Annotated in this window: 23 protein-coding genes; 12 read left to right on the forward strand and 11 right to left on the reverse strand. The window is 39.6% G+C overall.

Annotated elements, in window-relative coordinates; translation table 11 throughout:
- Position 1 precedes the first annotated feature (1 nt).
- From K8L98_RS04965 to K8L98_RS04980, 4 genes are all read left to right on the forward strand, one after another.
- Positions 2–3,025: an ATP-binding protein gene (locus K8L98_RS04965; protein ID WP_223440162.1), complete on the forward strand. Its 3,024-nt coding sequence runs from the start codon at positions 2–4 to the stop codon at positions 3,023–3,025.
- Between the two features lie 37 nt (positions 3,026–3,062).
- On the forward strand, positions 3,063–4,277 hold the full coding sequence (locus tag K8L98_RS04970; protein ID WP_223440164.1) for an MFS transporter: 1,215 nt from the start codon (positions 3,063–3,065) through the stop codon (positions 4,275–4,277).
- Positions 4,278–4,353: 76 nt separating this feature from the next.
- Positions 4,354–5,298, forward strand: coding sequence for a 3'-5' exoribonuclease YhaM (gene yhaM / locus K8L98_RS04975; RefSeq protein WP_223443175.1), 945 nt, complete (start codon positions 4,354–4,356; stop codon positions 5,296–5,298).
- Between the two features lie 684 nt (positions 5,299–5,982).
- Positions 5,983–6,174, forward strand: a complete 192-nt coding sequence (locus tag K8L98_RS04980; protein ID WP_223440166.1) for a sporulation YhaL family protein — start codon at positions 5,983–5,985, stop codon at positions 6,172–6,174.
- Between the two features lie 38 nt (positions 6,175–6,212).
- Here the strand turns inward: K8L98_RS04980 and K8L98_RS04985 are convergent, their stop codons facing one another.
- Positions 6,213–7,082 carry a peptidylprolyl isomerase gene (locus K8L98_RS04985; RefSeq protein ID WP_223440167.1) on the reverse strand — a complete coding sequence of 290 codons (870 nt, stop codon included), beginning with the start codon at positions 7,080–7,082 and terminating at the stop codon, positions 6,213–6,215.
- A 177-nt stretch (positions 7,083–7,259) separates the two neighbouring features.
- Between K8L98_RS04985 and K8L98_RS04990 the strand changes: the two genes are divergently transcribed.
- Positions 7,260–7,346, forward strand: a complete 87-nt coding sequence (locus tag K8L98_RS04990) for a YjcZ family sporulation protein (RefSeq protein ID WP_223443178.1) — start codon at positions 7,260–7,262, stop codon at positions 7,344–7,346.
- Between the two features lie 120 nt (positions 7,347–7,466).
- Positions 7,467–7,547, forward strand: coding sequence for a YjcZ family sporulation protein (locus K8L98_RS04995; protein ID WP_101567585.1), 81 nt, complete (start codon positions 7,467–7,469; stop codon positions 7,545–7,547).
- 94 nt (positions 7,548–7,641) lie between these two features.
- Here the strand turns inward: K8L98_RS04995 and K8L98_RS05000 are convergent, their stop codons facing one another.
- Together K8L98_RS05000 and K8L98_RS05005 are read right to left on the reverse strand one after the other, a co-directional pair.
- Positions 7,642–7,821, reverse strand: coding sequence for a hypothetical protein (locus K8L98_RS05000; RefSeq protein WP_070879396.1), 180 nt, complete (start codon positions 7,819–7,821; stop codon positions 7,642–7,644).
- Between the two features lie 181 nt (positions 7,822–8,002).
- Positions 8,003–8,539: a DUF3267 domain-containing protein gene (locus K8L98_RS05005; RefSeq protein ID WP_223440168.1), complete on the reverse strand. Its 537-nt coding sequence runs from the start codon at positions 8,537–8,539 to the stop codon at positions 8,003–8,005.
- Positions 8,540–8,816: 277 nt separating this feature from the next.
- Between K8L98_RS05005 and K8L98_RS05010 the strand changes: the two genes are divergently transcribed.
- The gene (locus K8L98_RS05010) at positions 8,817–9,092 is read left to right on the forward strand and encodes a DUF1878 family protein (RefSeq protein WP_420828825.1); all 276 of its coding nucleotides are present in this window, start codon (positions 8,817–8,819) and stop codon (positions 9,090–9,092) included.
- On the opposite strand, the gene K8L98_RS05015 is transcribed toward K8L98_RS05010, so the two are convergent.
- Entirely contained in the window at positions 9,079–9,675 is a 597-nt protein-coding gene (locus K8L98_RS05015; RefSeq protein ID WP_223440170.1) for an HTH-type transcriptional regulator Hpr, read from the reverse strand. The two genes, K8L98_RS05010 and K8L98_RS05015, sit on opposite strands and share 14 nt — an antisense overlap.
- Before the next feature lie 202 nt (positions 9,676–9,877).
- Positions 9,878–10,234, reverse strand: coding sequence for a YtxH domain-containing protein (locus K8L98_RS05020; protein WP_223440171.1), 357 nt, complete (start codon positions 10,232–10,234; stop codon positions 9,878–9,880).
- Between the two features lie 156 nt (positions 10,235–10,390).
- Between K8L98_RS05020 and yhzF the strand changes: the two genes are divergently transcribed.
- Complete coding sequence (gene yhzF, locus K8L98_RS05025; protein WP_223440172.1) at positions 10,391–10,582, forward strand: membrane protein YhzF; 192 nt, start codon at positions 10,391–10,393, stop codon at positions 10,580–10,582.
- Positions 10,583–10,643: 61 nt separating this feature from the next.
- On the opposite strand, the gene K8L98_RS05030 is transcribed toward yhzF, so the two are convergent.
- From K8L98_RS05030 to K8L98_RS05045, 4 genes are all read right to left on the reverse strand, one after another.
- Positions 10,644–11,165 carry a tryptophan transporter gene (locus tag K8L98_RS05030; RefSeq protein WP_223440173.1) on the reverse strand — a complete coding sequence of 174 codons (522 nt, stop codon included), beginning with the start codon at positions 11,163–11,165 and terminating at the stop codon, positions 10,644–10,646.
- Between the two features lie 117 nt (positions 11,166–11,282).
- Positions 11,283–12,359: a 3-phosphoserine/phosphohydroxythreonine transaminase gene (gene serC, locus K8L98_RS05035; protein ID WP_223440174.1), complete on the reverse strand. Its 1,077-nt coding sequence runs from the start codon at positions 12,357–12,359 to the stop codon at positions 11,283–11,285.
- A gap of 134 nt (positions 12,360–12,493) precedes the next feature.
- The gene (locus K8L98_RS05040) at positions 12,494–12,916 is read right to left on the reverse strand and encodes an HIT family protein (RefSeq protein ID WP_223440175.1); all 423 of its coding nucleotides are present in this window, start codon (positions 12,914–12,916) and stop codon (positions 12,494–12,496) included.
- A gap of 33 nt (positions 12,917–12,949) precedes the next feature.
- A complete protein-coding gene (locus K8L98_RS05045; protein WP_223440176.1) occupies positions 12,950–13,177 on the reverse strand; it encodes a hypothetical protein in 228 nt (75 codons plus the stop codon).
- A 444-nt stretch (positions 13,178–13,621) separates the two neighbouring features.
- On the opposite strand from K8L98_RS05045, the gene K8L98_RS05050 reads away from it, so the two are divergent.
- Genes K8L98_RS05050 through K8L98_RS05060 form a run of 3 tightly spaced genes read left to right on the forward strand, consistent with a single transcriptional unit; the run spans position 13,622 to position 16,312 of the window.
- A complete protein-coding gene (locus K8L98_RS05050) occupies positions 13,622–14,368 on the forward strand; it encodes an ABC transporter ATP-binding protein (protein WP_223440177.1) in 747 nt (248 codons plus the stop codon).
- Entirely contained in the window at positions 14,355–15,584 is a 1,230-nt protein-coding gene (locus K8L98_RS05055) for an ABC transporter permease (RefSeq protein WP_223440178.1), read from the forward strand. Before K8L98_RS05050 ends, K8L98_RS05055 begins: the two co-directional genes overlap by 14 nt.
- Positions 15,585–15,598: 14 nt before the next feature.
- On the forward strand, positions 15,599–16,312 hold the full coding sequence (locus K8L98_RS05060) for an EcsC family protein (RefSeq protein WP_338037018.1): 714 nt from the start codon (positions 15,599–15,601) through the stop codon (positions 16,310–16,312).
- A gap of 43 nt (positions 16,313–16,355) precedes the next feature.
- Here the strand turns inward: K8L98_RS05060 and K8L98_RS05065 are convergent, their stop codons facing one another.
- The gene (locus K8L98_RS05065; protein ID WP_223443183.1) at positions 16,356–17,510 is read right to left on the reverse strand and encodes an amidohydrolase; all 1,155 of its coding nucleotides are present in this window, start codon (positions 17,508–17,510) and stop codon (positions 16,356–16,358) included.
- 185 nt (positions 17,511–17,695) lie between these two features.
- On the opposite strand from K8L98_RS05065, the gene K8L98_RS05070 reads away from it, so the two are divergent.
- On the forward strand, positions 17,696–18,346 hold the full coding sequence (locus K8L98_RS05070; RefSeq protein ID WP_223440179.1) for a phosphatase PAP2 family protein: 651 nt from the start codon (positions 17,696–17,698) through the stop codon (positions 18,344–18,346).
- Between the two features lie 135 nt (positions 18,347–18,481).
- Here K8L98_RS05070 and K8L98_RS05075 read toward each other — a convergent pair whose 3' ends face one another.
- Positions 18,482–19,867 (reverse strand): hypothetical protein, encoded by a 1,386-nt coding sequence (locus tag K8L98_RS05075; RefSeq protein WP_223440180.1) that lies wholly within the window; start codon positions 19,865–19,867, stop codon positions 18,482–18,484.
- Between the last annotated feature and the right edge of the window lie 91 nt (positions 19,868–19,958).

Here is a 19,958-nt window from a genome sequence, read left to right on the forward strand (position 1 = left end):
GATGAAAATCATTGAACTGAATATCTATGGGTATGGACAATTTAATCATATAAATTTCACCCTTCATCCCCATGCCTTTCAAGTTATTTACGGAAAAAATGAAGCAGGAAAATCTACCATTATGTCATTCATACAGAGTATCTTATTTGGATTTCCTGCAAAAATTCAAAATGAAAACAGGTATGAACCAAAACGAGTGAAAACATACGGCGGAGCACTGATTGTCGATACAGAGCAATATGGAAAAGTCAAAATTGAGAGATTGCCTGGAAAAGCGGCAGGTGAGGTTACGCTGTACTTTGAAAATGGAGAAACCGGAAGCGGAGAACTCCTTAATCAAATGCTGGCTCATTTTGATAAATCGATGTATAAGTCTATCTTTTCATTTGATATTCACGGCATTCAGCAGGTCAGTAAAGTAAGTGCTGATGAACTCGGGAAGTTTTTATTGTCATCAGGCTTGCTTGGGACAGATGCTCTCTTACAGACGGAAAGCCATCTCTTGAAAAAACAGGAACTGCTGTATAAGCCTAATGGCAAAAAACCGGAGATTAATGCAGCATTAAGCAGACTAAAGAGTATTCATTCAGAAATGCTGAAAGCAAAAGAACTGATTCAGCCTTATGAAGAACTTATGAAAGAAAAAGAAATGATTGAACATCAGCTTAAGGAAAAAGAAGAAAGCAAGTCCATGCTGGAAGCAAAATCAAGAAGGTTTGCTGAAATAATAGATGTTCTCCCATTGTGGCTTGAAGAAGAGACGATTCATACAGAATTGACAAAGACAAATCAGGCATTTCCGGCAGATGGATTAAAGCGAATGGATGAGATTGAAGCTAAGGAAGAGCCTTTGCAATCTGAAAAGCTGTCCCTTATGCGTTCAATAGAAGACCTTCAACAAACCATTGATCAGATGAATGTCAATGAAACTATCCTTTCGCATCATGCGGAAATCGACCATCTCAGGGAGACATACTCCGCATATCATGCGAAAAGAGATCAGCATCAGCAGTACAGTCTAAAGCACGAGTCACTTACACGGCAAATTTTTGATGAAAAAATGCGGTTCTTTGCAGAAAATATAGATGATAAAGCCGTGCTTTCATTTAACACTTCTATAACAGCTAAAGAAGAAATAAGAGAAATCGTTACGGATTATCAGCAGCTGCAGCAAAGAAAACAGTTGCTTGATCAGCAGTTTGAACGGGCAAAAGAAAATCTGGAGGAAAGCGAAAATAGATTAACAGACTATGCAAAAGGAATGCTTGATCCAGAAGAGAGAAAACTTCTGGAAAAAAAGGTAAAGCAGCATGAAGCCATGCAGCAGCAAGTGCTGGATGAAAAAAGATTACAAGAAGAATATCGGAATAATGAAAAGAAAATCAATGAACAAAGCAAGACGAACCAATCTAAAAAGAATCAAATGAAAATGATGAAGGCGGCTGCGGCAGTTTTACTGATTTTATGTTCCGGATGGCTCATATATGAGCAGCAATGGCTCATCTTGCCGTTTCTCTTAGGCGTAACCGGGCTCGTTTTATTCTTTATTTTTCAAAATGATAAAGGAGAAGACGCGTTTCTCATTCATTTGCGGGACAAACAAGAGGAATTAAAACTTCAGCTTGAACAATCGAGGGTGCAAGGTTATACAGAAACGGAAGAGCTGGGAGGCATCCTTTGGAAAGATGAGCAGCTGAGACGATCTCATGAACTTGAGCAAGTGACATTTACACAGAATGAGAGAGCGTACCACCGCACAGTAAGCGGTTTTGATGATTGGGAAGAGGAACTTTATCAGTTAAACCGAAGAGTCAAAAAAGCGTACAGTCATTTTAGAGTGAGCAGTGAATTCTCTCCGCTTGCCCTGCCAGATCTTCTGCAAACATTGATTCAGCTGCAGAAAGATGTCCGGGAGAGCTCTCAAATTGAAACGAAACTTTCTGAGCTCACAGCTGCTCTTTCGGCTTATGAAAACAGGCTCGGGGAAATATGTGAAAAATGCGGTTTTGAACAAAAGACTGATTTGAATGAAACAATGCGAAATTTGTCTGCCGCACTTCAAGATTCGATTGAAAAGAAGAGCAGCCAGCTTATGTATAAAGAGAAAATAGCTGATGCCGAGGAACGATTAGCAAAAATCGAAGCAGAGCTCAGTCTTCTATCTGATAAGAGAATAGAGCTTTTCATCTTATCAAATTCAGCTGATGCAGAAGATTTTCGGAAAAAGGCAGAAGAAGCGAATCAAAGAAAAGCATTTGAGCAAAAATTAAAATGGATTCAGCAGCAGCTCCAGGCTAAACAGCATTTGCTCAAAGATGGAAAGCTGGATCTTCTGATCGATTATAAAGAAGAGAAGCTTTTATGTGATAAGCTGCTTAGAGCAGAAATGGAACAGGAAAGCGGCTTGCATCGGCGGCTGGCAGAGCTAAAGGCTTCTCTTCGGAATATAGAGAGCTCAGGCCTTTACTCTGAGCTAAAACAGAAGTATGAGCTTGAAAAGGGCGCAGTAAAGCAGCTTGCACACAAGTGGGCCGTGCTTGCAGCCGCGAAAAATATGCTGAATAAAACAGTGGAATTTAACCGCTCAGTGAGACTGCCGAAAGTATTGAAAGAGGCAGAGCACTTTTTCTCTGTCATGACGAATCAACAATACAGAAAAATATTTCTGCCGGATGCTGAACAAACATTAATTGTAGAAAGAATGGATGGAAACCGATTTGCTGCAAATGAACTATCTCAGGCAACAGCAGAACAATTATATATTTCACTGAGGCTTGCCCTTGTCCGTCACTTGAGCACAGGACAGGGCCTCCCGATTATTATTGATGATGGTTTTGTGAATTTTGATTTTGAAAGGACAAAACAAGTCCTGTCACTGCTGAAGGAATTTTCAAAACAGCACCAGATTATTTTCTTTACTTGCCAGGAGCACCTGCTGCCGCTGTTTGAAAAAGATCAAATTCTTGATTTAAAAGCAGTTGAATTAGCTTCAAAACAAGTATCTATTGGTCAGAGATTATTGTAAAATGAACTGACGAAAGGTACCTGAAAGGAAGTACATAATGCAGCAAAATAAACATGAGAAAAAGCCTTTGGGCAAACCTCTTTTTTTACTGAGCTTTAACTTATTTATTATTATGGTGGGCATAGGCTTAGTCATCCCGATTCTGCCGTTTTATGTTGAAAAATTCGGAGCAGATTCAGCAACGCTTGGATTTCTGGTTGCTGTATTTGCACTCATGCAGTTTTTTTTCGCCCCGATATGGGGGCGGTTATCTGACAGAATTGGCCGAAAACCGTTGATAACACTTGGTTTGTTTGGATTCGCATTAGCTGAGTTTATTTTCGCTTTTGCAACGGATTTATGGATGCTGTTTTTATCAAGGATAATTGCAGGTATATTCGGTGCGGCGATTATGCCGAGTGCAATGGCATACGTTTCTGATGTAACAACACCTGAAAAACGCGGACAGGGTATGGGGTATTTGGGCGCCGCAATGGGTCTTGGTATTGTAGTTGGCCCCGGGATCGGCGGCTGGCTTTCTGAATTCAGTCTTTCTTTTCCGTTTCTTTTTGCGGGTATTGCGGCATCACTGGCAGGAATTGTATCAATCTTCGTTTTGCCTGAGTCTCTGTCAAAAGAAGCGATGCAAAAGACCGCTGCTGAAAATAAAAAACGCGAAAATCAGTTTATTCTAATCAAAAAAGCCCTTCAAAGCCCTGTTGGCTTTTTACTGATTCTTGTCTTTATGATGAGTTTCGCATTAACGATTTTTCAGGCGATCTTTGGCTTCTATACATTAGAGCGCTTCGGTTATGGACCTCAGGAAGTCGGTTTGATTATCCTTATAACAGGGATTGTTGGAACAATCACACAAGGAGCAGCAGTTGGAAGGCTTGTGGCTAAATTCGGCGATGAACGGGTTGTCACCTCTGCTCTTTTGTTGAGTGCATTTGGATTTGTGATTATGACATTTGCAAACTCCTTCGCAACGGTCTTATTGACAACCTCTGTCTTCTTTCTGGGGAATTCTATTTTGAGACCTTCCTTAAATACGTTTATCTCAAAATTAGCAGGAAGCAAGCAAGGTATGGTGATGGGGCTTAATAATTCTTTTATGAGTCTTGGGAATGTTGCGGGTCCTATTTTAGCGGGCTACGTATTTGAGTATCAAATCAATCTTCCTTATTATATTGGTGCTGCGGTCATGCTTGCTGCACTTATTTCAACTAAGATTTGGATTTCAAGAAGACAGCAAGCTGATGTCTCAGCTTAGCTGCAGGCAGGAAGAATAGACAAAATTTATGCTATACTCAGGATACTGAGGCAATTTGGGAGGGACCATTTTAATGATGACAAAAGGAATTAATCATTACGAGGTAGGCGAGCAAGCGGATGTTTTTCTGCTCGTTAAATCATCGACTAAAGGAATAGCCAGTAACGGAAAACCATTTTTAACATTGATTCTCCAAGATCAATCAGGGGAGATTGAAGCAAAGCTATGGGATGCAGGACCAGATGATGAGGTGTCCTACAGTTCACAAAGCATTGTAAAGATATATGGCGATATTCATCACTACCGTGGACGAAATCAGTTGAAGATCCGCAATATCCGAACTGCTTCAAACACGGATAACGTAAAAGTTTCTGATTTTCTTGAAACAGCTCCTGTTGGACAAGAAGAAATGATGGAAAAAGTAACACAATATATTTTCGAAATGAAAAACCCTAACATACAGCGTGTGACAAGATATCTCATGAAAAAGCATCAAAGTGAATTCCTTGAATATCCTGCTGCAACAAAAAATCATCACGAATTTGTATCTGGATTAGCTTATCATGTTGTTTCAATGCTTGATTTAGCAAAGTCCATTGCAGCTTTATATCCAAGTCTTGATACAGATTTGCTTTATGCAGGAGTCATTCTGCATGACCTCGGGAAGGTAACTGAGCTGTCAGGTCCGATCGGCACAACTTATACAGTCGAGGGAAACCTGATCGGCCATATTTCCATCATGGTAAATGAAATTGCCAAAGCAGCAGAACATTTAGGCATTGAGGGAGAAGAAATCGTGATCCTTCAGCACCTTGTCCTCAGTCATCATGGCAAAGCAGAGTGGGGAAGCCCTAAACCGCCGCTGATCAAAGAAGCCGAAATTCTTCATTATATTGATAATCTCGATGCGAAAATGAACATGCTTGACCGTGCATTAGAGCGGGTGAAGCCCGGCGAGTATACGGAACGTGTTTTTGCACTTGATAATCGGTCGTTTTACAAACCAACATTTCATAACTAATTTTGAGAGTCTTTCTTCTTTGAAGAAAGGCTTTTTCAGTTGTTATTGATCAATCGGAATATAGCTTGAAGTCTAGAAATAAAAACGGGAAGTCTCGGAAACTCGGAAATTCGGAAACGGAAAAAAGTGTGGAAGTCTTGGAATAAAGTGTGAAAGTCTCGGAAAAAAGTGTGGAAGCCTCAGAAAAAAGTGTGGAAGTCTCGGAATTAAGTGTGGAAGTCTCGGAATTAAGTGTGGAAGTTTCGGAATTAAGTGTGGAAGTCTCGGAATTAAGTGTGAAAGTGGAAAAAAGTGTGGAAGTCTCGGAATAAAGTGTGGAAGTCTCGGAATAAAGTGTGGAAGTCTCGGAAAAAAGTGTGAAAGTCTCGAAAAAAAGTGTGGAAGTCTCGGAATAAAGTGTGGAAGTCTCGGAAAAAAGTGTGAAAGTCTCGGAAAAAAGTGTGGAAGTCTCGGAAAAAAGTGTGGAAGTCTCGGAAAAAAGTGTGAAAGTCTCAGAATAAAGTGTGAAAGTCTCGGAATTAAGTTGAATGGTCTCTGAAATGCTTCGGAAACTGACTATCCCGATTTATAGCATCCAAGAATCATAACAAGTTCTCTTTTCATCTTATAAAAATCATGTATAAATGGATCGAGATCCTCATATAGTGCAGTAAAGGGCTTGTCAATGAAAAGGGGGAAGCGGGAATGATCTTGCTGCCGTGGTGGGTTTACCTCTGCATACTTGGGATTTTATACAGCGGTTACATGGCTTTTTCAACAACAAGGAAAGAGAAAATTGTTGAGGAAGCCTATATAGAACAAGAGGGTAATGTTTATATTGAAAGAATGCTTAAGGAACGTGAGATTCGAAGAAAAAATCAGGATGATGAAATGTGAAAAACTCCCCCATTTTTTAAATGGGGGAGTTTAGCTTGTTATTTTCCTTCAGCAGGCTCTGCAGGAGCTGCAGGTGCTTTGAATGTATCTTCTAATTCTTTGTCTTTAACCTGAACGTCTGCTTCTTTAAGAGCTTTGTCCAATGCTCCCTGAACAGCATCAGGCTGACTTGTTTTTTGTTTTTTTACATCTGCTTCAAGTTCTTTTTTCATTTCTTCATATGGCTTCACCGTTTTTGTCACTTTAATGATGTGGTAGCCAAATTCAGATTTTACAGGCGCGCTTACTTCGCCTTCTTTAAGTGCAAATGCTGCTTTTTCGAATTCAGGCACCATTTGTCCTTCGCCGAACCAGCCTAAATCTCCGCCGTTTTGTCCAGATGGATCTTTAGAAGCTTCCTTCGCTAAATCTTCAAACTTTTCGCCTTTATCAAGACGGGCTTTGATTTCTTTTGCTGTTTTTTCATCTTCAACGAGGATGTGGCTTGCTTGTACTTTGCCTTTTAGGCTTTCATAGTATTGTTTTGTATCTTCTTCTGTTACTTTGACTTCTTTTTCAGCTGCTTTTTTGCGAAGCAGATCGACTTTTACCATATCTTTAACAGTCTTTTCACCTTGCTGCTGAATGACTGCTTCAAATTGTGGGCCGTATTGCTGAGTTAAATTGTCAATTTCTTTATTTACTTCTTCGTCAGAAACTTTGTATTCTTTGCTTAAAACTCTTTCATGTACAAGCTCTGTTAAAACATCTTTTCCGAAGCGGTCTTTCATAGCTTCATAAAATTCATCTTTCGTTACATTGCCTGCTTTTGTTTCAGCAATGACCTCGGAACCGCTGTCATTATTACTGCATGCGCCTAGCGCCAAAACACTTGATGCTGCTGCTAATGCAAGAGCAAATCTTTTCATCTGATACAACTCCTACTTCTGTTAAATTTAAAGACTGCCTAATAATTGGAACACTACCACATTGTGCCATGAACTAAAAAGTTTTGCAATAGGACTAGAGTAATCAGGGCATTCGTCTAGGTCAAAATGGGAAACCGTCCATATGATGTATGGAACGCCGATAAGGGAGGTTTTAACATGGGTGGAGGATATTCAAACGGTTTTGCATTACTTGTTGTTCTGTTTATTTTGTTGATCATTATTGGTGCTGCTTATATTTGCTAGGAAGCAATAAGGCCTTTAGTTTTTTTAAAAAAGATTTGCCTAAAACAAATGATATATGCCTATTCGTTACATGATGATCGTGCATAGAATACCTTACCGACGCATAAAGGAGGTGTCATTATGGGAGGATACGCTGGAGGCTTCGCGTTAATCGTTGTTTTGTTCATCTTATTGATCATTGTTGGTGCTGCTTGGCTGTAAGCCAAAATAAACATAGCTGACAGGTAAATCTGTCAGCTATGATTGTATAAGCTGTGTGCTAATGATTGCATACAGCTTTTTATAATGGTGAAATCTAAGTAAATAAGATTTCTATGTAAGAAGAAACTAATAAAATGGTAATCAGGACGTTGATTGTCCTGAATACTTTTGTTTGTCGGTCTTCAGGAATCTCTCGGACCAGGCACAGCGTATTGGTCAATTTATTTATATAGAATAAAATGAACACGGCAAACAAAATGAAAAATGCTATCATATGAGATTCCCCCTCTCCTCACTGATACATATTACATTACCAAAAAAATGATGAAAAAGATAGCGATGACTCCTAATAAATAGCAAAAGAAAAGCTTCTCTAAAAAGAGAGGCTTTTCTTATTTATAAAGCATTTTATCTTCATGCTAAAAAACTGCTTAATCATATGGCCAGAATTTCTTTTATTTCTGAAATAAAATTTCAAAGCTTTCATCGGCTTCTTCAATGAAACAGGCTTTCGGAGCTTTAGAAAGCTGGCTTAAAAAAATGAAATCAGTGATACACAACCCGGTATGAAAGGCAATTCCTAAACAAAAGTAGTGCAAATAAGAAGGAAATTGAATCAGTCCTGCAGTCATAAATGCAGTGACAACTATAAAAGGTGTAATAAGAGAGAGCAGCATATTGGCTTTACTTACATTGCAGTTTGTTTTCAAAAAAAGAATCGGCATGAAAGACTGGAACTTCAGTTTAAGTGATACGCGGTATCCGGACATCCACAAAGGCAGGGCATGAAGCAGTTTGTGACATGGCACGATGCCTGCGATAAACAGCAGCAATAAGAAAAAGTAATCTTCTTTTAATTGGATAGAAGGAAAAAAGACCACAAGAGGTAAATATATGCTAATAAAGGTAATCATCATTATTAATACAGAGACTATAAAAAGTCTATGGAATCCATAATCTTTTGAAAGATTAATGGTTTTCCAGCAATTCATTTAAATCACCGTCCGAAAGTTATAAATGTCCATGCAGGAGCATGATGGATCAAGTCCTTACATACTTTACGATGTTAAGTTGGAAAAAGCAATATGAAATTTCGCGTGTAAGCGTTTTAAATAAAATAAGTAAAGTTTTACAAAATAAGAAACTTTCGAAAAAGAGAAGAATGATTTAAAATAAATAAACGAAGAAGAATGAAAGAAGTGAACCTTAGTGGAATCCTTGGAAAAAAGAATGGCAAATTTGGAGTACTACCAGAGGTTGCTTGTGCAGATGGCTGACGCGGAGAAATACCCTTTTTATCTGTCGGTCATGAAAACAGGTTTATCTGCTGAAGAAATTGAGGACATACATCGCATTTGCGCGGAACTTGAGCAAATGCTTGCAGAACAAAAAGAGCAAGGACTCCTCGATTACATGAGCCTCCTTACTCTTTTCGCCGGACAGCTGAATCATAAGCTTTCAGTTGATGATACGATTCTTGCCTTACATAAGCAGGGAATGTATGTGCCGCTGATGACAGAATTCAAAAAAATTATTCGGAAATAGCTGAAGCCGTTTCAGCAGCAGGATCTTCCCGTTTTTTGAGCTTCCTGTTTTCCTCAACAAATTCTTTCTCGATATTCGTAAAAGAATGTTCGAAGATCTCCATAAAGTCATCTCCGTATATGTTTCGTATGATACACATCATTTCCATAATTTCAGGAAATTTCCCATATAGGTTTTGTAGCGGCAGAGCGCCTTTAAAGACAGCGTTTCTGCTTGGATCATAATCTTCTAAAAGCTTCAGCAGTATTTCCTCTCCTCGTTCCGTCAGCTGAATGTACGTATTGCGTTTGTCATTCTGCTTTTTCGAAAACTCAAGATAGCCTCTCTCTTCAAGCTTTTTTGAAAAGTTGAATGCAGTCGATACATGCATCACTCCAAATTTAGCAATCTCTGAAATAGAAGCACCCTTTAAATGATAAGCAATCCATAAGATATGATGCTCATTGATATTCAAATCATAGGGCTTAATCCATTGCTGCCAGTCTTTTTCGATGGATTTCCACAAAGCTTTGCTGAGCTGCGCGATTCTTTGGCTGAATAAAAGCGCTTCTTTTATAGAATAATCCTGTTCGTTACGTTTCATCCCCAGTCACCTACTTTTTCTCTTTTGCTCTTATATTCTATTATGCCAATAAAATAAAGATTAATAAAGATTAAATTTACGAAATTTTTAAATAAATCTTAAAAACTTAGGAAAAGCGTTGGATTTTCAGGTAAAAAAAAAGAGCGGCATGTGATGAAATCTGCCGCTCGTACAAGTTAATTGCTTTGTCTACAAAAATATTCTATTTGTTTAATGTTTGCTCTAATTCTTTAATTTTCTGTTCGATTTCATTAATTTCTTTTTGAAGTTCATTTTTATGAGGCTCAATTTCTTCTTGCCAAGTCTCAATTGATTTTTGGAGATCCGCTGTTACATCTTTTAGGACTGCAGCACTTTCTTTAGCTGTTTTCACCACTTGATCTTTTAGTGATACACTGTCATCTTTCAGCTGAATTAAAATATTTTCAAGTTTTTGTTTATTTTGCTTTAGCTGGCTGCGCAAATCTTTTCCGGAAGATGGAGCAGATAGGATTGTTGCTAACCCTCCAATAACGCTCCCAACTAAAAGACCAGCCATTAATGATTTTCCTTTTGCCATAGGTATCACTCCATTTGAGTATAATAGTATGTACTTTTCAAGAAATGAACAGGAAAGTCCTTCTTATATAAGTACCCTTTGTCAGGATAGATAAACGTTGTTTTATTCATAGCTTATGATGCCTGTGCATAGATATGAGTAAAAGGGGGGAGGAGCTTGGCTGGTGTCATCTTTCTATTTTTCGCCATAAGCTTGCTTTGTTTCATAGGTGCTTTTCATTACCTCAAACTAGCGCAGCAATCAGCATCCTATCCGCCAAAACATGTTGTTCACCAAAAAGCTGCTGTGCTTGCGGGAGGCGGCGTACTTGCTCTGATGCTCGGCATTTTATTCTATTCTTTCCAATAGGCTTCATTTTCATAGATTTTCACAAAAAACCCGACCGGCTAGGATCGGGTTTTCTTATATGTTATTCAACAGCGATGTTAGAACGCTTTAATATAGTCTGTACAATCGGATAAATGAAAACCATTGCGATAGTATTAAGGGCAACTGTCGGCAAGACAACTGCTATGAATAATGCCATAAATCCTGCACCGCCCGGAAGACCGACAATGAATAATGCGGCTGTCAGGAATACAGTACCGGAAATAAGTGTTCCGACCGCTGTCAGAATTCCTGCTCCAGCAGTGGATGCAGCAAATTTCTTAATGACAATAACTAAAAGATAAAAAACAAATGCAGTCACAAATTTATCAATGACATTCGGCAGAAGTCCGCCTGGAAAACCAGTTGTTAAACCGGACAAGACACCAGTAACAGCTCCAAGTAAAAACACATTGCGAATGTGAGGGAACAGCAGGATGCCTAAGAACATCATAGTGAGCATCATATCTGGCTTCATCCCACTGAAAAATGGCGGGATAATACTGTGCAATGCCAGTCCCATTGCGACAAATAAAGATAAAACGACTAAAACTTTTGTATTCATTTCTCAACTCTCCTCAGACTAAGCTCTTATTTTTGAACTCCCCAATAATGACCTATGTCTTATTGCAGAAGAACTTACAAAATAGTATATCAGGTATTTCAGACCTTGTAAAAATAATTATTCGTGCTTTTTCTGGAATTCAGCCATGAATTCAGCAAGTGCTTCGCACGCTTCTAACGGCACAGCATTATAAATGGAAGCCCTGCAGCCCCCAATCGACCGGTGTCCGGCAAGACCTGAAAAGCCTTTTTCAATGGATTCTTTTAGAAAAGCCTTCGTTAAATTTTCATCTTTAAGAGTAAATGTAACATTCATTGCTGATCGGCTATCCTTTTCAGCGTGTCCCTTATAGAAGCCGCCGCTTTGGTCGATGCACGAATAAAGCAGACTTGCTTTCTTCTTATTCAGCTCTTCAATCGCTTTTAAACCGCCTTTATCCTGCATCCACTCCAGAACAAGGGAAAGCATGTAAATTGCAAATGTAGGAGGTGTATTGTATAGGGAATTCTGCTTTGAATGAGTGCTGTACTTCAAAATAGCAGGGATATCCTCATTTGCATTCTCAAGCATTTCTTTTTTTACTATTACGACTGTAACACCAGAAGGGCCAAGGTTTTTTTGAGCACCGGCATAAATAAGCGAGAAACGGCTGACGTCAATTTCCCTGCTCATGATGTCGCTTGACATGTCAGCAATTAAAGGCAGTTTTGTTGAAGGGAATTTTTTCCACTGCGTGCCGTAGATCGTATTGTTTGAGGTTAAGTGTACATAGCTTCCTTCTTCAGGATCCTCAAAGCTTTCCGGAATATATGTATAACGATCTTCTTTACTTGTTGCAATGATAGTCGTGCTTCCGAGTTTGCCTGCTTCTGATTGTGCTTTTTCAGACCAGACTCCGCTCATGATGAAATGGGCAGAAGACCCGTCTTTTAAAAAGTTCATCGGAATCATGGCAAACTGAAGGCTTGCCCCGCCTTGAAGAAATAGTACTTCATAATCCTCAGGGATTTCCATCAGTTCTCTCAATAAAGAGGCTGCTCGGTTGTGAACTTCTTCATAAGGTTTGCTTCTGTGGCTCAGTTCCATGACTGACATGCCTGTTCCGTTAAAATCAACAAGTTCGCTTTGCGCTTTCTCCAAAACAGCAAGAGGTATTGCTGCTGGCCCTGCGTTAAAGTTATACGTTCTTTTCATGGGAAAATGACACTCCTTACTTTGTCGCGTTGCATGATTAAATACTTTTTATTATCCTAACATGAAAAAGGGGGTTGGAGTCGGAATTTTAAAAAAATATTACAATCAACAAAAAAACCCGCATTATGCGGGGGTTAGAGCAAGTCTTCCTGAATGGATGATGCGATTTGCTTTAAGTCTTCTGGTGTATATTCTTCTGTATGCGTTTTCCAGACAGCGCCAAAACCATCGCCCTTTCCATAGCGGGGAATCAGGTGAATATGATAGTGAAACACAGATTGTCCAGCTTTTTCGCCGTTATTATTAAGAATATTCATGCCGATAGGCTCGAATTGTTTTTTTATGGAATTTGCAATTTTTGGAACGACTTCAAATAGATTTCGTGCAATATCCGGTGTAAGCTCGTAAATATTTTCTTTATGTATTTTTGGAATAACTAGTGTATGTCCTTTTGTTACTTGACTAATATCCAGAAAAGCAACCACATGTTCGTTTTCAAAAACCTTTGCGCTCGGAATCTCACCGTTCACAATTTTGCAGAAAATACATCCGCTCATCATGTTTCATCCCTTTCTCATTATAAACTGAACTTAACCGTATTTTACCATAAATAATTGAGGGATAAAATCACTTAAGAAAAGTGCAAGCGCCTTTTTGTGCAGGGATGGCGGATCCGTTCCGGCCGAGGAGTTAGGCCATACTCTGCCATCTTTGTGCAAACCCTTTCTCTTTCCTAAATAAGAAACAGGATGATCAAAAAGATCATCCTGTCCTGCAGAGGAAGCAAACTGGCGCAGCTTAAAATTTAAGGCTCGCAAAACTCTTTGTCATCTCCCTCATTTACTAGGAAATGAAGGAAAAAAAGAGTGAATAATCGTTGTTAAACATTGTTCAAAGCAACCATCCCCTAGTTAAGAAAATCACATAAAGGATAAACTCTTAACAAATCAGTAAACGGTCTTTGACGAACACCTCATTCACAAAATGAATTTATATATGAGCATCTATTACTAAAAGTAACGGCCCGTAGACACCTCATCTCGAAATGGAAATTGATCATCATTTTATCAATGTTAACTTACTCATGGATTCCTTAACATAAACTGTCTTTAACACACACCTCATTTGAAATGAATGTCTGTGACAGCTGCTTTCCTCTACACTCATTATGATGTCCGGAAAAGAATTGATTATGCATTGTAAATTAGCAAAAGTGTCACGTGATTTGTTAAAATAAAAGAAAACGGTGAAGGGACGAAAACATGAGCTTATTAAAAGTAAATCACCTGACAGGAGGATACACACGTAATCCTGTCTTAAAAGATATATCATTTGAAATTGAAAAGCACCAAATTGTCGGTTTGATTGGTTTAAACGGAGCCGGAAAAAGCACAACAATCCGTCATGTGATCGGGTTAATGGAGCCGCATAAAGGTGAAATTTCCATTAACGGCATTTCCTTTCACCAGCAGCCGACTGAATACCGCAGCCAATTTTCATTTATTCCTGAAACACCGATTCTTTATGAGGAATTAACGCTTTATGAGCACTTGGAGCTTACGGCGATGGCGTATGGACTAAGTCAGGAAACGTTTAAACAGCGTCTTCACCCATTATTGTCTGAATTCAGAATGGAAAAAAGACTAAAATGGTTCCCAAGTCATTTTTCAAAAGGCATGAAGCAAAAAGTTATGATTATGTGTGCGTTTTTAGTTGAGCCTGAGCTGTACATTATTGACGAGCCATTTGTCGGATTGGATCCGCTTGCAATCAATGCTCTGCTTGAGATGATGAACAAAGCGAAAAAAGACGGAGCGGGAATTTTAATGTCAACACATATTTTAGCAACAGCTGAACGCTACTGTGATGCGTTTATTATTCTACATAATGGAAAAATCAGAGCAAAAGGGTCGCTTGAGGAGCTCCGGTCGGAGTTTGGAATGAGGGACGCAACGCTTGATGATTTGTATATCCAGCTCACGAAGGAAGATCAAAATGAGCAGCATTGATCAGATTTGGAAAACCCGATTAGAGGCTCATCTAAAAGAAGTGCAGTCCTATACAAAATATATGTTTAACGACCATTTAATTTTTGTTCTTGTATTTTTGGGAGCAGGCGGTGCTCTATCTTATCAGGAATGGCTGAAAACAATGCCTGATGACTTTCCGGTACTTGCGATTATGACGGCTGTATTTGCTCTGATCATTACGGCATCGAGTGTCCGGACGCTCTTAAAAGAACCTGATTTAGTTTTTCTTTTGCCTCTGGAAGAAAATATGGCCGGCTATTTTCAAAAAGCTCTTGTATACAGTTTTTTTAGTCAGCTGTATGTGTTTTTGATCGCAGCATTAGTGCTTTCACCCATGCTGTTCAGGGCTGAGAGCTTAACCGGAACAGACTTCCTGATTATCTGCATTCAAATCCTCCTTGTAAAAGGCTGGAATTTAATGCTGAATTTCCGAATATCCTTTTATACTGAGCCGTCAGCCAAAATATATGATTTTATTGTCCGACTCGCAATAAATGGATTAACCATTTTCTTTTTGCTGTCAAAAGCCTATATTTATGTATTCATTATGTATGGAGTAATGGCAGTGCTCTACATTTATTTTCAAAAAGCCACAAAAGCAAAAGGAGTTAAATGGGAGAAGCTGATAGACCTGGAGCTTGAGAAAAAGCAGTCATTCTATAGAATTGCAAACCTCTTTACAGATGTTCCAAAGCTTAAGAAAAAAGCAAAGCGCAGAAAGTATTTAGACGGTCTGCTTGCGTTTGTGAAATATAAACAGGAAAGCATGTACAGTTATTTATATACAAGGGCATTCTTTCGTTCCAATGATTATCTGGGCATCTTTTTGCGTCTGACAATAATCGGGGGAATCGTTCTCTATATTATCCCGACAAATCAGTTTAGTGTGCTCGCGATAGCAATCCTTGTTCTCTATTTAACCGGGATTCAAATGATCGGTCTTTATAAGCATTACGACATGCTTGCTCTGCCGGACTTATATCCGGTTCAGCCACAGTTTAAAAAAGCAAAATTCCTTAAACTTCTGTTTATCATGATTGTAAGCCAGCACGTGATATTAACTCTGATCGCTCTGATTTCGGGGAATATCATTCCTGCTCTGATTCTCTTTGCAGCCGGATTTATTTTTGCTTATGGGTTTGTTTATCTTTATGTGAAATCAAGGCTGGTGAAAATGGATGCCAGCGTATTCTAGGGTAAAGGCAGCTGATGCAGATGATTTATGAAAAACAGCTGGAAGAGGATCTATTTCAGTGGAAAAAGAAATTGCTGAGAAAGTCTTCCATGCTAGAACGTGTTTCTAAAAAAACACAAACGAAGATTAATGAGCATATTCCGGAAAAAGTCCATGCAATCATTACGGAGAGCATTAAAAAGATGGTGCAGGCAACACTTGCCGGATCAAACCTCACAACAAACGAAAAGAAGCTGGAAGGACTGTCACTTGAAGAAAAAGAAAAGAAAGTCAGGCAAACAATCGGCACCTTTCAAAAGACTGCTGCTGTAGAAGGAGCAGGAACCGGGGCCGGCGGAATTTTGGGGTCGGCTGCTGATTTTCCTTTACTCCTTGGCATTAAAATGAAGTGCTTATTTGAAATTGCGACTTTATACGGGTTTGACCCTAAACAATATGAAGAGAGATTGTTTTTACTCTATGTCTTTCAATTGGCTTATTCCAGTGATGAACATCGAAGGAATACGTTCGAGCTGATTGAAAGCTGGGACAAAAGAAAAAATGAACTGAAAGAGATTGACTGGCAAACCTTTCAGCAGGAATACAGAGATCACATTGACCTTGTCAAACTGCTGCAGATCATGCCGGGAATCGGCGCTGTTGTCGGCGGTGTAGCGAACTATCACCTTGTCCGGCATTTAGGTGAAACGGCAATGAATTGTTATCGGCTTCGAATTATGAATAAATAAAAAGAGTGCGATTTTAAAATCGCACTCTTTTGGATTCTACTATTTATTTCTCAACCGAAACAGTTTTGTGCTCAGACTGATAAGTCAATAATGCCAAACTTAATGTTTTTGCTGCGATCAGCATAGCTTTTTCATCAATATCGAATTTAGGATGATGGTGAGGATAAACTGTTTCTGAATAAGTTGGTTTCGCTCCTGTGAAAAAGAACGTGCCTTTAACATGCTGCAGGTAATAAGCAAAGTCTTCGCCGCCCATTTGCATTGGGCTTTCTTCGACAATTTGAACCCCGGGCACCTTTGAAGCAAGCTCTGCAAGCTGCTCTGTTTCCTCGCGGTGATTGACTACAGCTGGGTAGCCTCTCTCAAAATGATATTCGTAGTCAGCGTCATAAAGGGCGCAGGAAGCTTTGACCACACGTTCGATTTCTTTCTCAATCAAAGTGCGCACATCCTCTTCAAAAGTACGTACCGTTCCAATCAGCACCGCTGAATCTGCAATGACATTAAAAGGATTCTCAGCCACAAAGGATCCCACAGATACGACCGCTGAATGAACTGGATCAACTTTTCTGCTCACAATCTGCTGCAGGTTCAGGACAAGCTGTGAGCCAATGACAACTGCATCTTTCGTTTTATGAGGCTGTGCTCCATGTCCGCCTTTTCCATTAATCGTAATCTGGAACCGATCGGCAGCAGCCATGATAGGGCCGACACGATATTGAATTTTCCCAGTTGGTTCTCCTGCCCATAAATGGGTTCCGAAGATGACATCAACCCCGTCTAAGCAGCCATCTTCAATCATGGAAACCGCTCCGCCCGGTGCATATTCTTCAGCATGCTGATGAATAAATACTACGCTGCCTTCAAGAGTACTGCTATGTTTATGTAATATCTTTGCTAGTACAAGTAATGATGCAGTGTGGCCATCGTGGCCGCAAGCATGTGCTACACCCGGGACAGTCGATTTATAAGGAACATCTTTTTCATCCCCTATAGGAAGTGCATCAAAATCGGCGCGGAGAGCAATGGTCTTTCCAGGCAAATCACCTTTTATAACAGCAACGACTCCATTTCCGCCTACACCTGTTCTGGCTTCAATGCCAAGCTTGTGATAAAACTCGGCGATGTAGGCTGCCGTTTTGAATTCCTGGAATGAAACCTCCGGATGCATATGAAGATAGCGTCTGATCTCCACCATTTCTTCATAACTCGCATCTAAATCTGAACATATGTCAGTGTACAAAATTTCTCATCCCTTCTTTTTTAAAGACTTATATTCATCAAATCACTAATAAGATAAAATAAAACAGATATTACAATAAATTCTAGATAAGTTGTTTGAAAATTACAAGAATAAAGTTTGGAAGGGGAAAAAGATGAAAAATGAAAAAAGGTTACTTGATTGCATATTTTCTTATTCTTACAATTGGAATCATTCTTTCAATGGATACTGCATTTATAAAGCAGGCGGATGCTATTTCGCTTGAGGCCGTTTCGTGGGTTCATAATTCAAATTTCCTGCTGTCTTTTTTAGATGGTATAGGATTCCTTGCTTCGAAAACAGGAATCATAAGCATACTTGCTCTTGCCGCGATATTACTTGCACTTTTATATAAGCATATTCTTCAGCCGCTACTAATTGTATTGGCTGTTTATCTGGGAGACCTGCTTAACAAAGCATTAAAAAGCTTTTTTGGGCGTGAAAGACCTCTTGAACCGCTGCACATTGAAGAAGGCTTCAGTTTTCCAAGCGGGCATGCGATGGTCGGTGTTATTTTCTATGGATTTTTAATCTATTTGCTTGCAGGGAAAATAGCGTCATCAGCTGTAAAAAGGTGGCTTTACGCTGCCGTGAGTATTCTGATGCTGCTGATCGGCATGAGCAGAGTTGTCACAAATGCCCATTTTTTATCTGATGTAATTGGCGGATATTTCATTGGTCTGATTTGTTTAATTCTTGTGATTGCGGTATATGACAAACTGAATGAATTTCTTTCTGCTGCAAGAAGCAAAAAAAGCGGCGTATCTGTTTAAAACAGTTCAGATGCAATTCAAAGAGGCACTCTTTCGGGAGTGCCTCTCATTTATATGCTGATCTTATCTCTGGATGAGGGGACATTTTTAAGATTTGGTGAATAAATGAGCTTGGGACGTCACTTTTCTTTCTATTTATATAAGAAACATAGCCACAATCGTTGTCACAATCAGCCCAATTGTCACAGGCAGGATATTTCGTCTTGCGAGTTCAAATGGATCGACTCCGCAAATGGCAGCAGCGGGAATCAGCGCCCATGGTATGAGTGTTCCGCCTCCCACCCAGATGGCTGTGACTTGGCCTAATGCGGTTAAAGTAGCAGCTCCCGTACCAATTGCTGTGGCAAACAAGCTGGCTATTGAGCCTGCAAGCGATATACCTGAAAATCCAGAGCCATCAAGACCTGTGAGTACACCAACACCAGTCAGTGTAATTGCCCCAATTTCTTTTGTTAATGGAACAACAGTTGCGAGAGCAACCCCGAGGTCATTGACTATTCCCTGTGAAGTATTTGGTAAAAAGTCCCCGACAATTTTAATAAATCCTGCATCACCCAGATAAAAGAAAGCTGCAATCGGAATGACAGGACCAAACACCTTAAAGCCAAACTGAAATCCTTCAATCATGTATCCGGTTGTTTTTTCAAGACTTGCATTTTTATGGGCGAGCAAACAAACGGAAAGCAGAATTACCAGTGCAGTTCCTCCGATTAAAGCTGTTGCATCTCCGCCCTGCAAGTTAAGCTTAACCATTAGAAGAATATCAATCACAAATAATATGGGGATAAACATGGCCATTAACAATTTCATCCTGTCCGTCAGCAGCTGCGTTTTTTTCTCAGCAGAGATTGGCATTGTAAGAGATGGGAAAGACTTTCCAAGCTTCATATCTCTCATTAAGAAGAAATAAGCTGTAATGGTTGTAACTGCCCCCATCACAATAACGAGCGGAATGGACGCGCTGATTACATCACCAATCGGAAGACCGGCTGCATCTGAAGTAAGTTTTGGAGCGGCTTGAATGACAAAGTCGCCTGAGAGAGCAATTCCATGGCCGAATAAGTTCATGGCCATTGCTGCCCCTAATGCCGGGAGACCTGCTTTAATGGCAACAGGAAGCAGTACGGCGCCAATCAGGGCAACAGCGGGAGAAGGCCAGAAAAACCAAGAAATCGTCATCATTAATAGCCCAATTGTCCAGTAGGCAAGCGTTGGATTGCGAATGATTTTCGTAAATGGCGACACCATGGATTCATTGATTCCGGTTATTTCTAAAATCTTGCTCATTGAAACAATGATAGAGATAACAAGAATTGTCGGCAGCAGCTCAGTAATAGCATAAATGAAGCTGTTAAAGACACTTGTAATTGAATGACTCAAAGAGTGGCTTGCAACAAATGAAATGACAATGATTCCAATAATACTGATTACTGTTGTATCTCTTCTGAAAAGCATAAAGCCTATGATGCTTATAATAAAAAACACATAAAACCAATGTATGAGCGTTAACTCAGCTCCCATAGTAATCACCCCTGTAAATGCCTAAATTCCTGTAATACAGGTTATGACCGGCATAGCAGGGTGTGATTGTTATTTTATAAAGAATAGGGTG

This window comes from Metabacillus dongyingensis (genome assembly GCF_019933155.2).
Classification (GTDB): domain Bacteria; phylum Bacillota; class Bacilli; order Bacillales; family Bacillaceae; genus Bacillus_P; species Bacillus_P dongyingensis.

Coding starts and splice junctions, on each gene's coding strand:
- K8L98_RS05050 (WP_223440177.1), top strand. CDS start 13,622: ATGAGCTTATTAAAAGTAAATCACCTGACAGGAGGATACACACGTAAT.
- yhaM (WP_223443175.1), top strand. CDS start 4,354: ATGACAAAAGGAATTAATCATTACGAGGTAGGCGAGCAAGCGGATGTT.
- K8L98_RS05065 (WP_223443183.1), bottom strand. CDS start 17,510: ATGGTGGAGATCAGACGCTATCTTCATATGCATCCGGAGGTTTCATTC.
- K8L98_RS04980 (WP_223440166.1), top strand. CDS start 5,983: ATGATCTTGCTGCCGTGGTGGGTTTACCTCTGCATACTTGGGATTTTA.
- K8L98_RS04970 (WP_223440164.1), top strand. CDS start 3,063: ATGCAGCAAAATAAACATGAGAAAAAGCCTTTGGGCAAACCTCTTTTT.
- K8L98_RS05015 (WP_223440170.1), bottom strand. CDS start 9,675: ATGAAACGTAACGAACAGGATTATTCTATAAAAGAAGCGCTTTTATTC.
- K8L98_RS04985 (WP_223440167.1), bottom strand. CDS start 7,082: ATGAAAAGATTTGCTCTTGCATTAGCAGCAGCATCAAGTGTTTTGGCG.
- K8L98_RS05010 (WP_420828825.1), top strand. CDS start 8,817: ATGGCTGACGCGGAGAAATACCCTTTTTATCTGTCGGTCATGAAAACA.
- K8L98_RS04995 (WP_101567585.1), top strand. CDS start 7,467: ATGGGAGGATACGCTGGAGGCTTCGCGTTAATCGTTGTTTTGTTCATC.
- serC (WP_223440174.1), bottom strand. CDS start 12,359: ATGAAAAGAACGTATAACTTTAACGCAGGGCCAGCAGCAATACCTCTT.
- K8L98_RS05000 (WP_070879396.1), bottom strand. CDS start 7,821: ATGATAGCATTTTTCATTTTGTTTGCCGTGTTCATTTTATTCTATATA.
- K8L98_RS05030 (WP_223440173.1), bottom strand. CDS start 11,165: ATGAATACAAAAGTTTTAGTCGTTTTATCTTTATTTGTCGCAATGGGA.
- K8L98_RS05040 (WP_223440175.1), bottom strand. CDS start 12,916: ATGAGCGGATGTATTTTCTGCAAAATTGTGAACGGTGAGATTCCGAGC.
- K8L98_RS05020 (WP_223440171.1), bottom strand. CDS start 10,234: ATGGCAAAAGGAAAATCATTAATGGCTGGTCTTTTAGTTGGGAGCGTT.
- K8L98_RS05075 (WP_223440180.1), bottom strand. CDS start 19,867: ATGGGAGCTGAGTTAACGCTCATACATTGGTTTTATGTGTTTTTTATT.
- K8L98_RS05060 (WP_338037018.1), top strand. CDS start 15,599: ATGCAGATGATTTATGAAAAACAGCTGGAAGAGGATCTATTTCAGTGG.
- K8L98_RS04990 (WP_223443178.1), top strand. CDS start 7,260: ATGGGTGGAGGATATTCAAACGGTTTTGCATTACTTGTTGTTCTGTTT.
- K8L98_RS04965 (WP_223440162.1), top strand. CDS start 2: ATGAAAATCATTGAACTGAATATCTATGGGTATGGACAATTTAATCAT.
- K8L98_RS05005 (WP_223440168.1), bottom strand. CDS start 8,539: ATGAATTGCTGGAAAACCATTAATCTTTCAAAAGATTATGGATTCCAT.
- K8L98_RS05070 (WP_223440179.1), top strand. CDS start 17,696: ATGAAAAAAGGTTACTTGATTGCATATTTTCTTATTCTTACAATTGGA.
- K8L98_RS05055 (WP_223440178.1), top strand. CDS start 14,355: ATGAGCAGCATTGATCAGATTTGGAAAACCCGATTAGAGGCTCATCTA.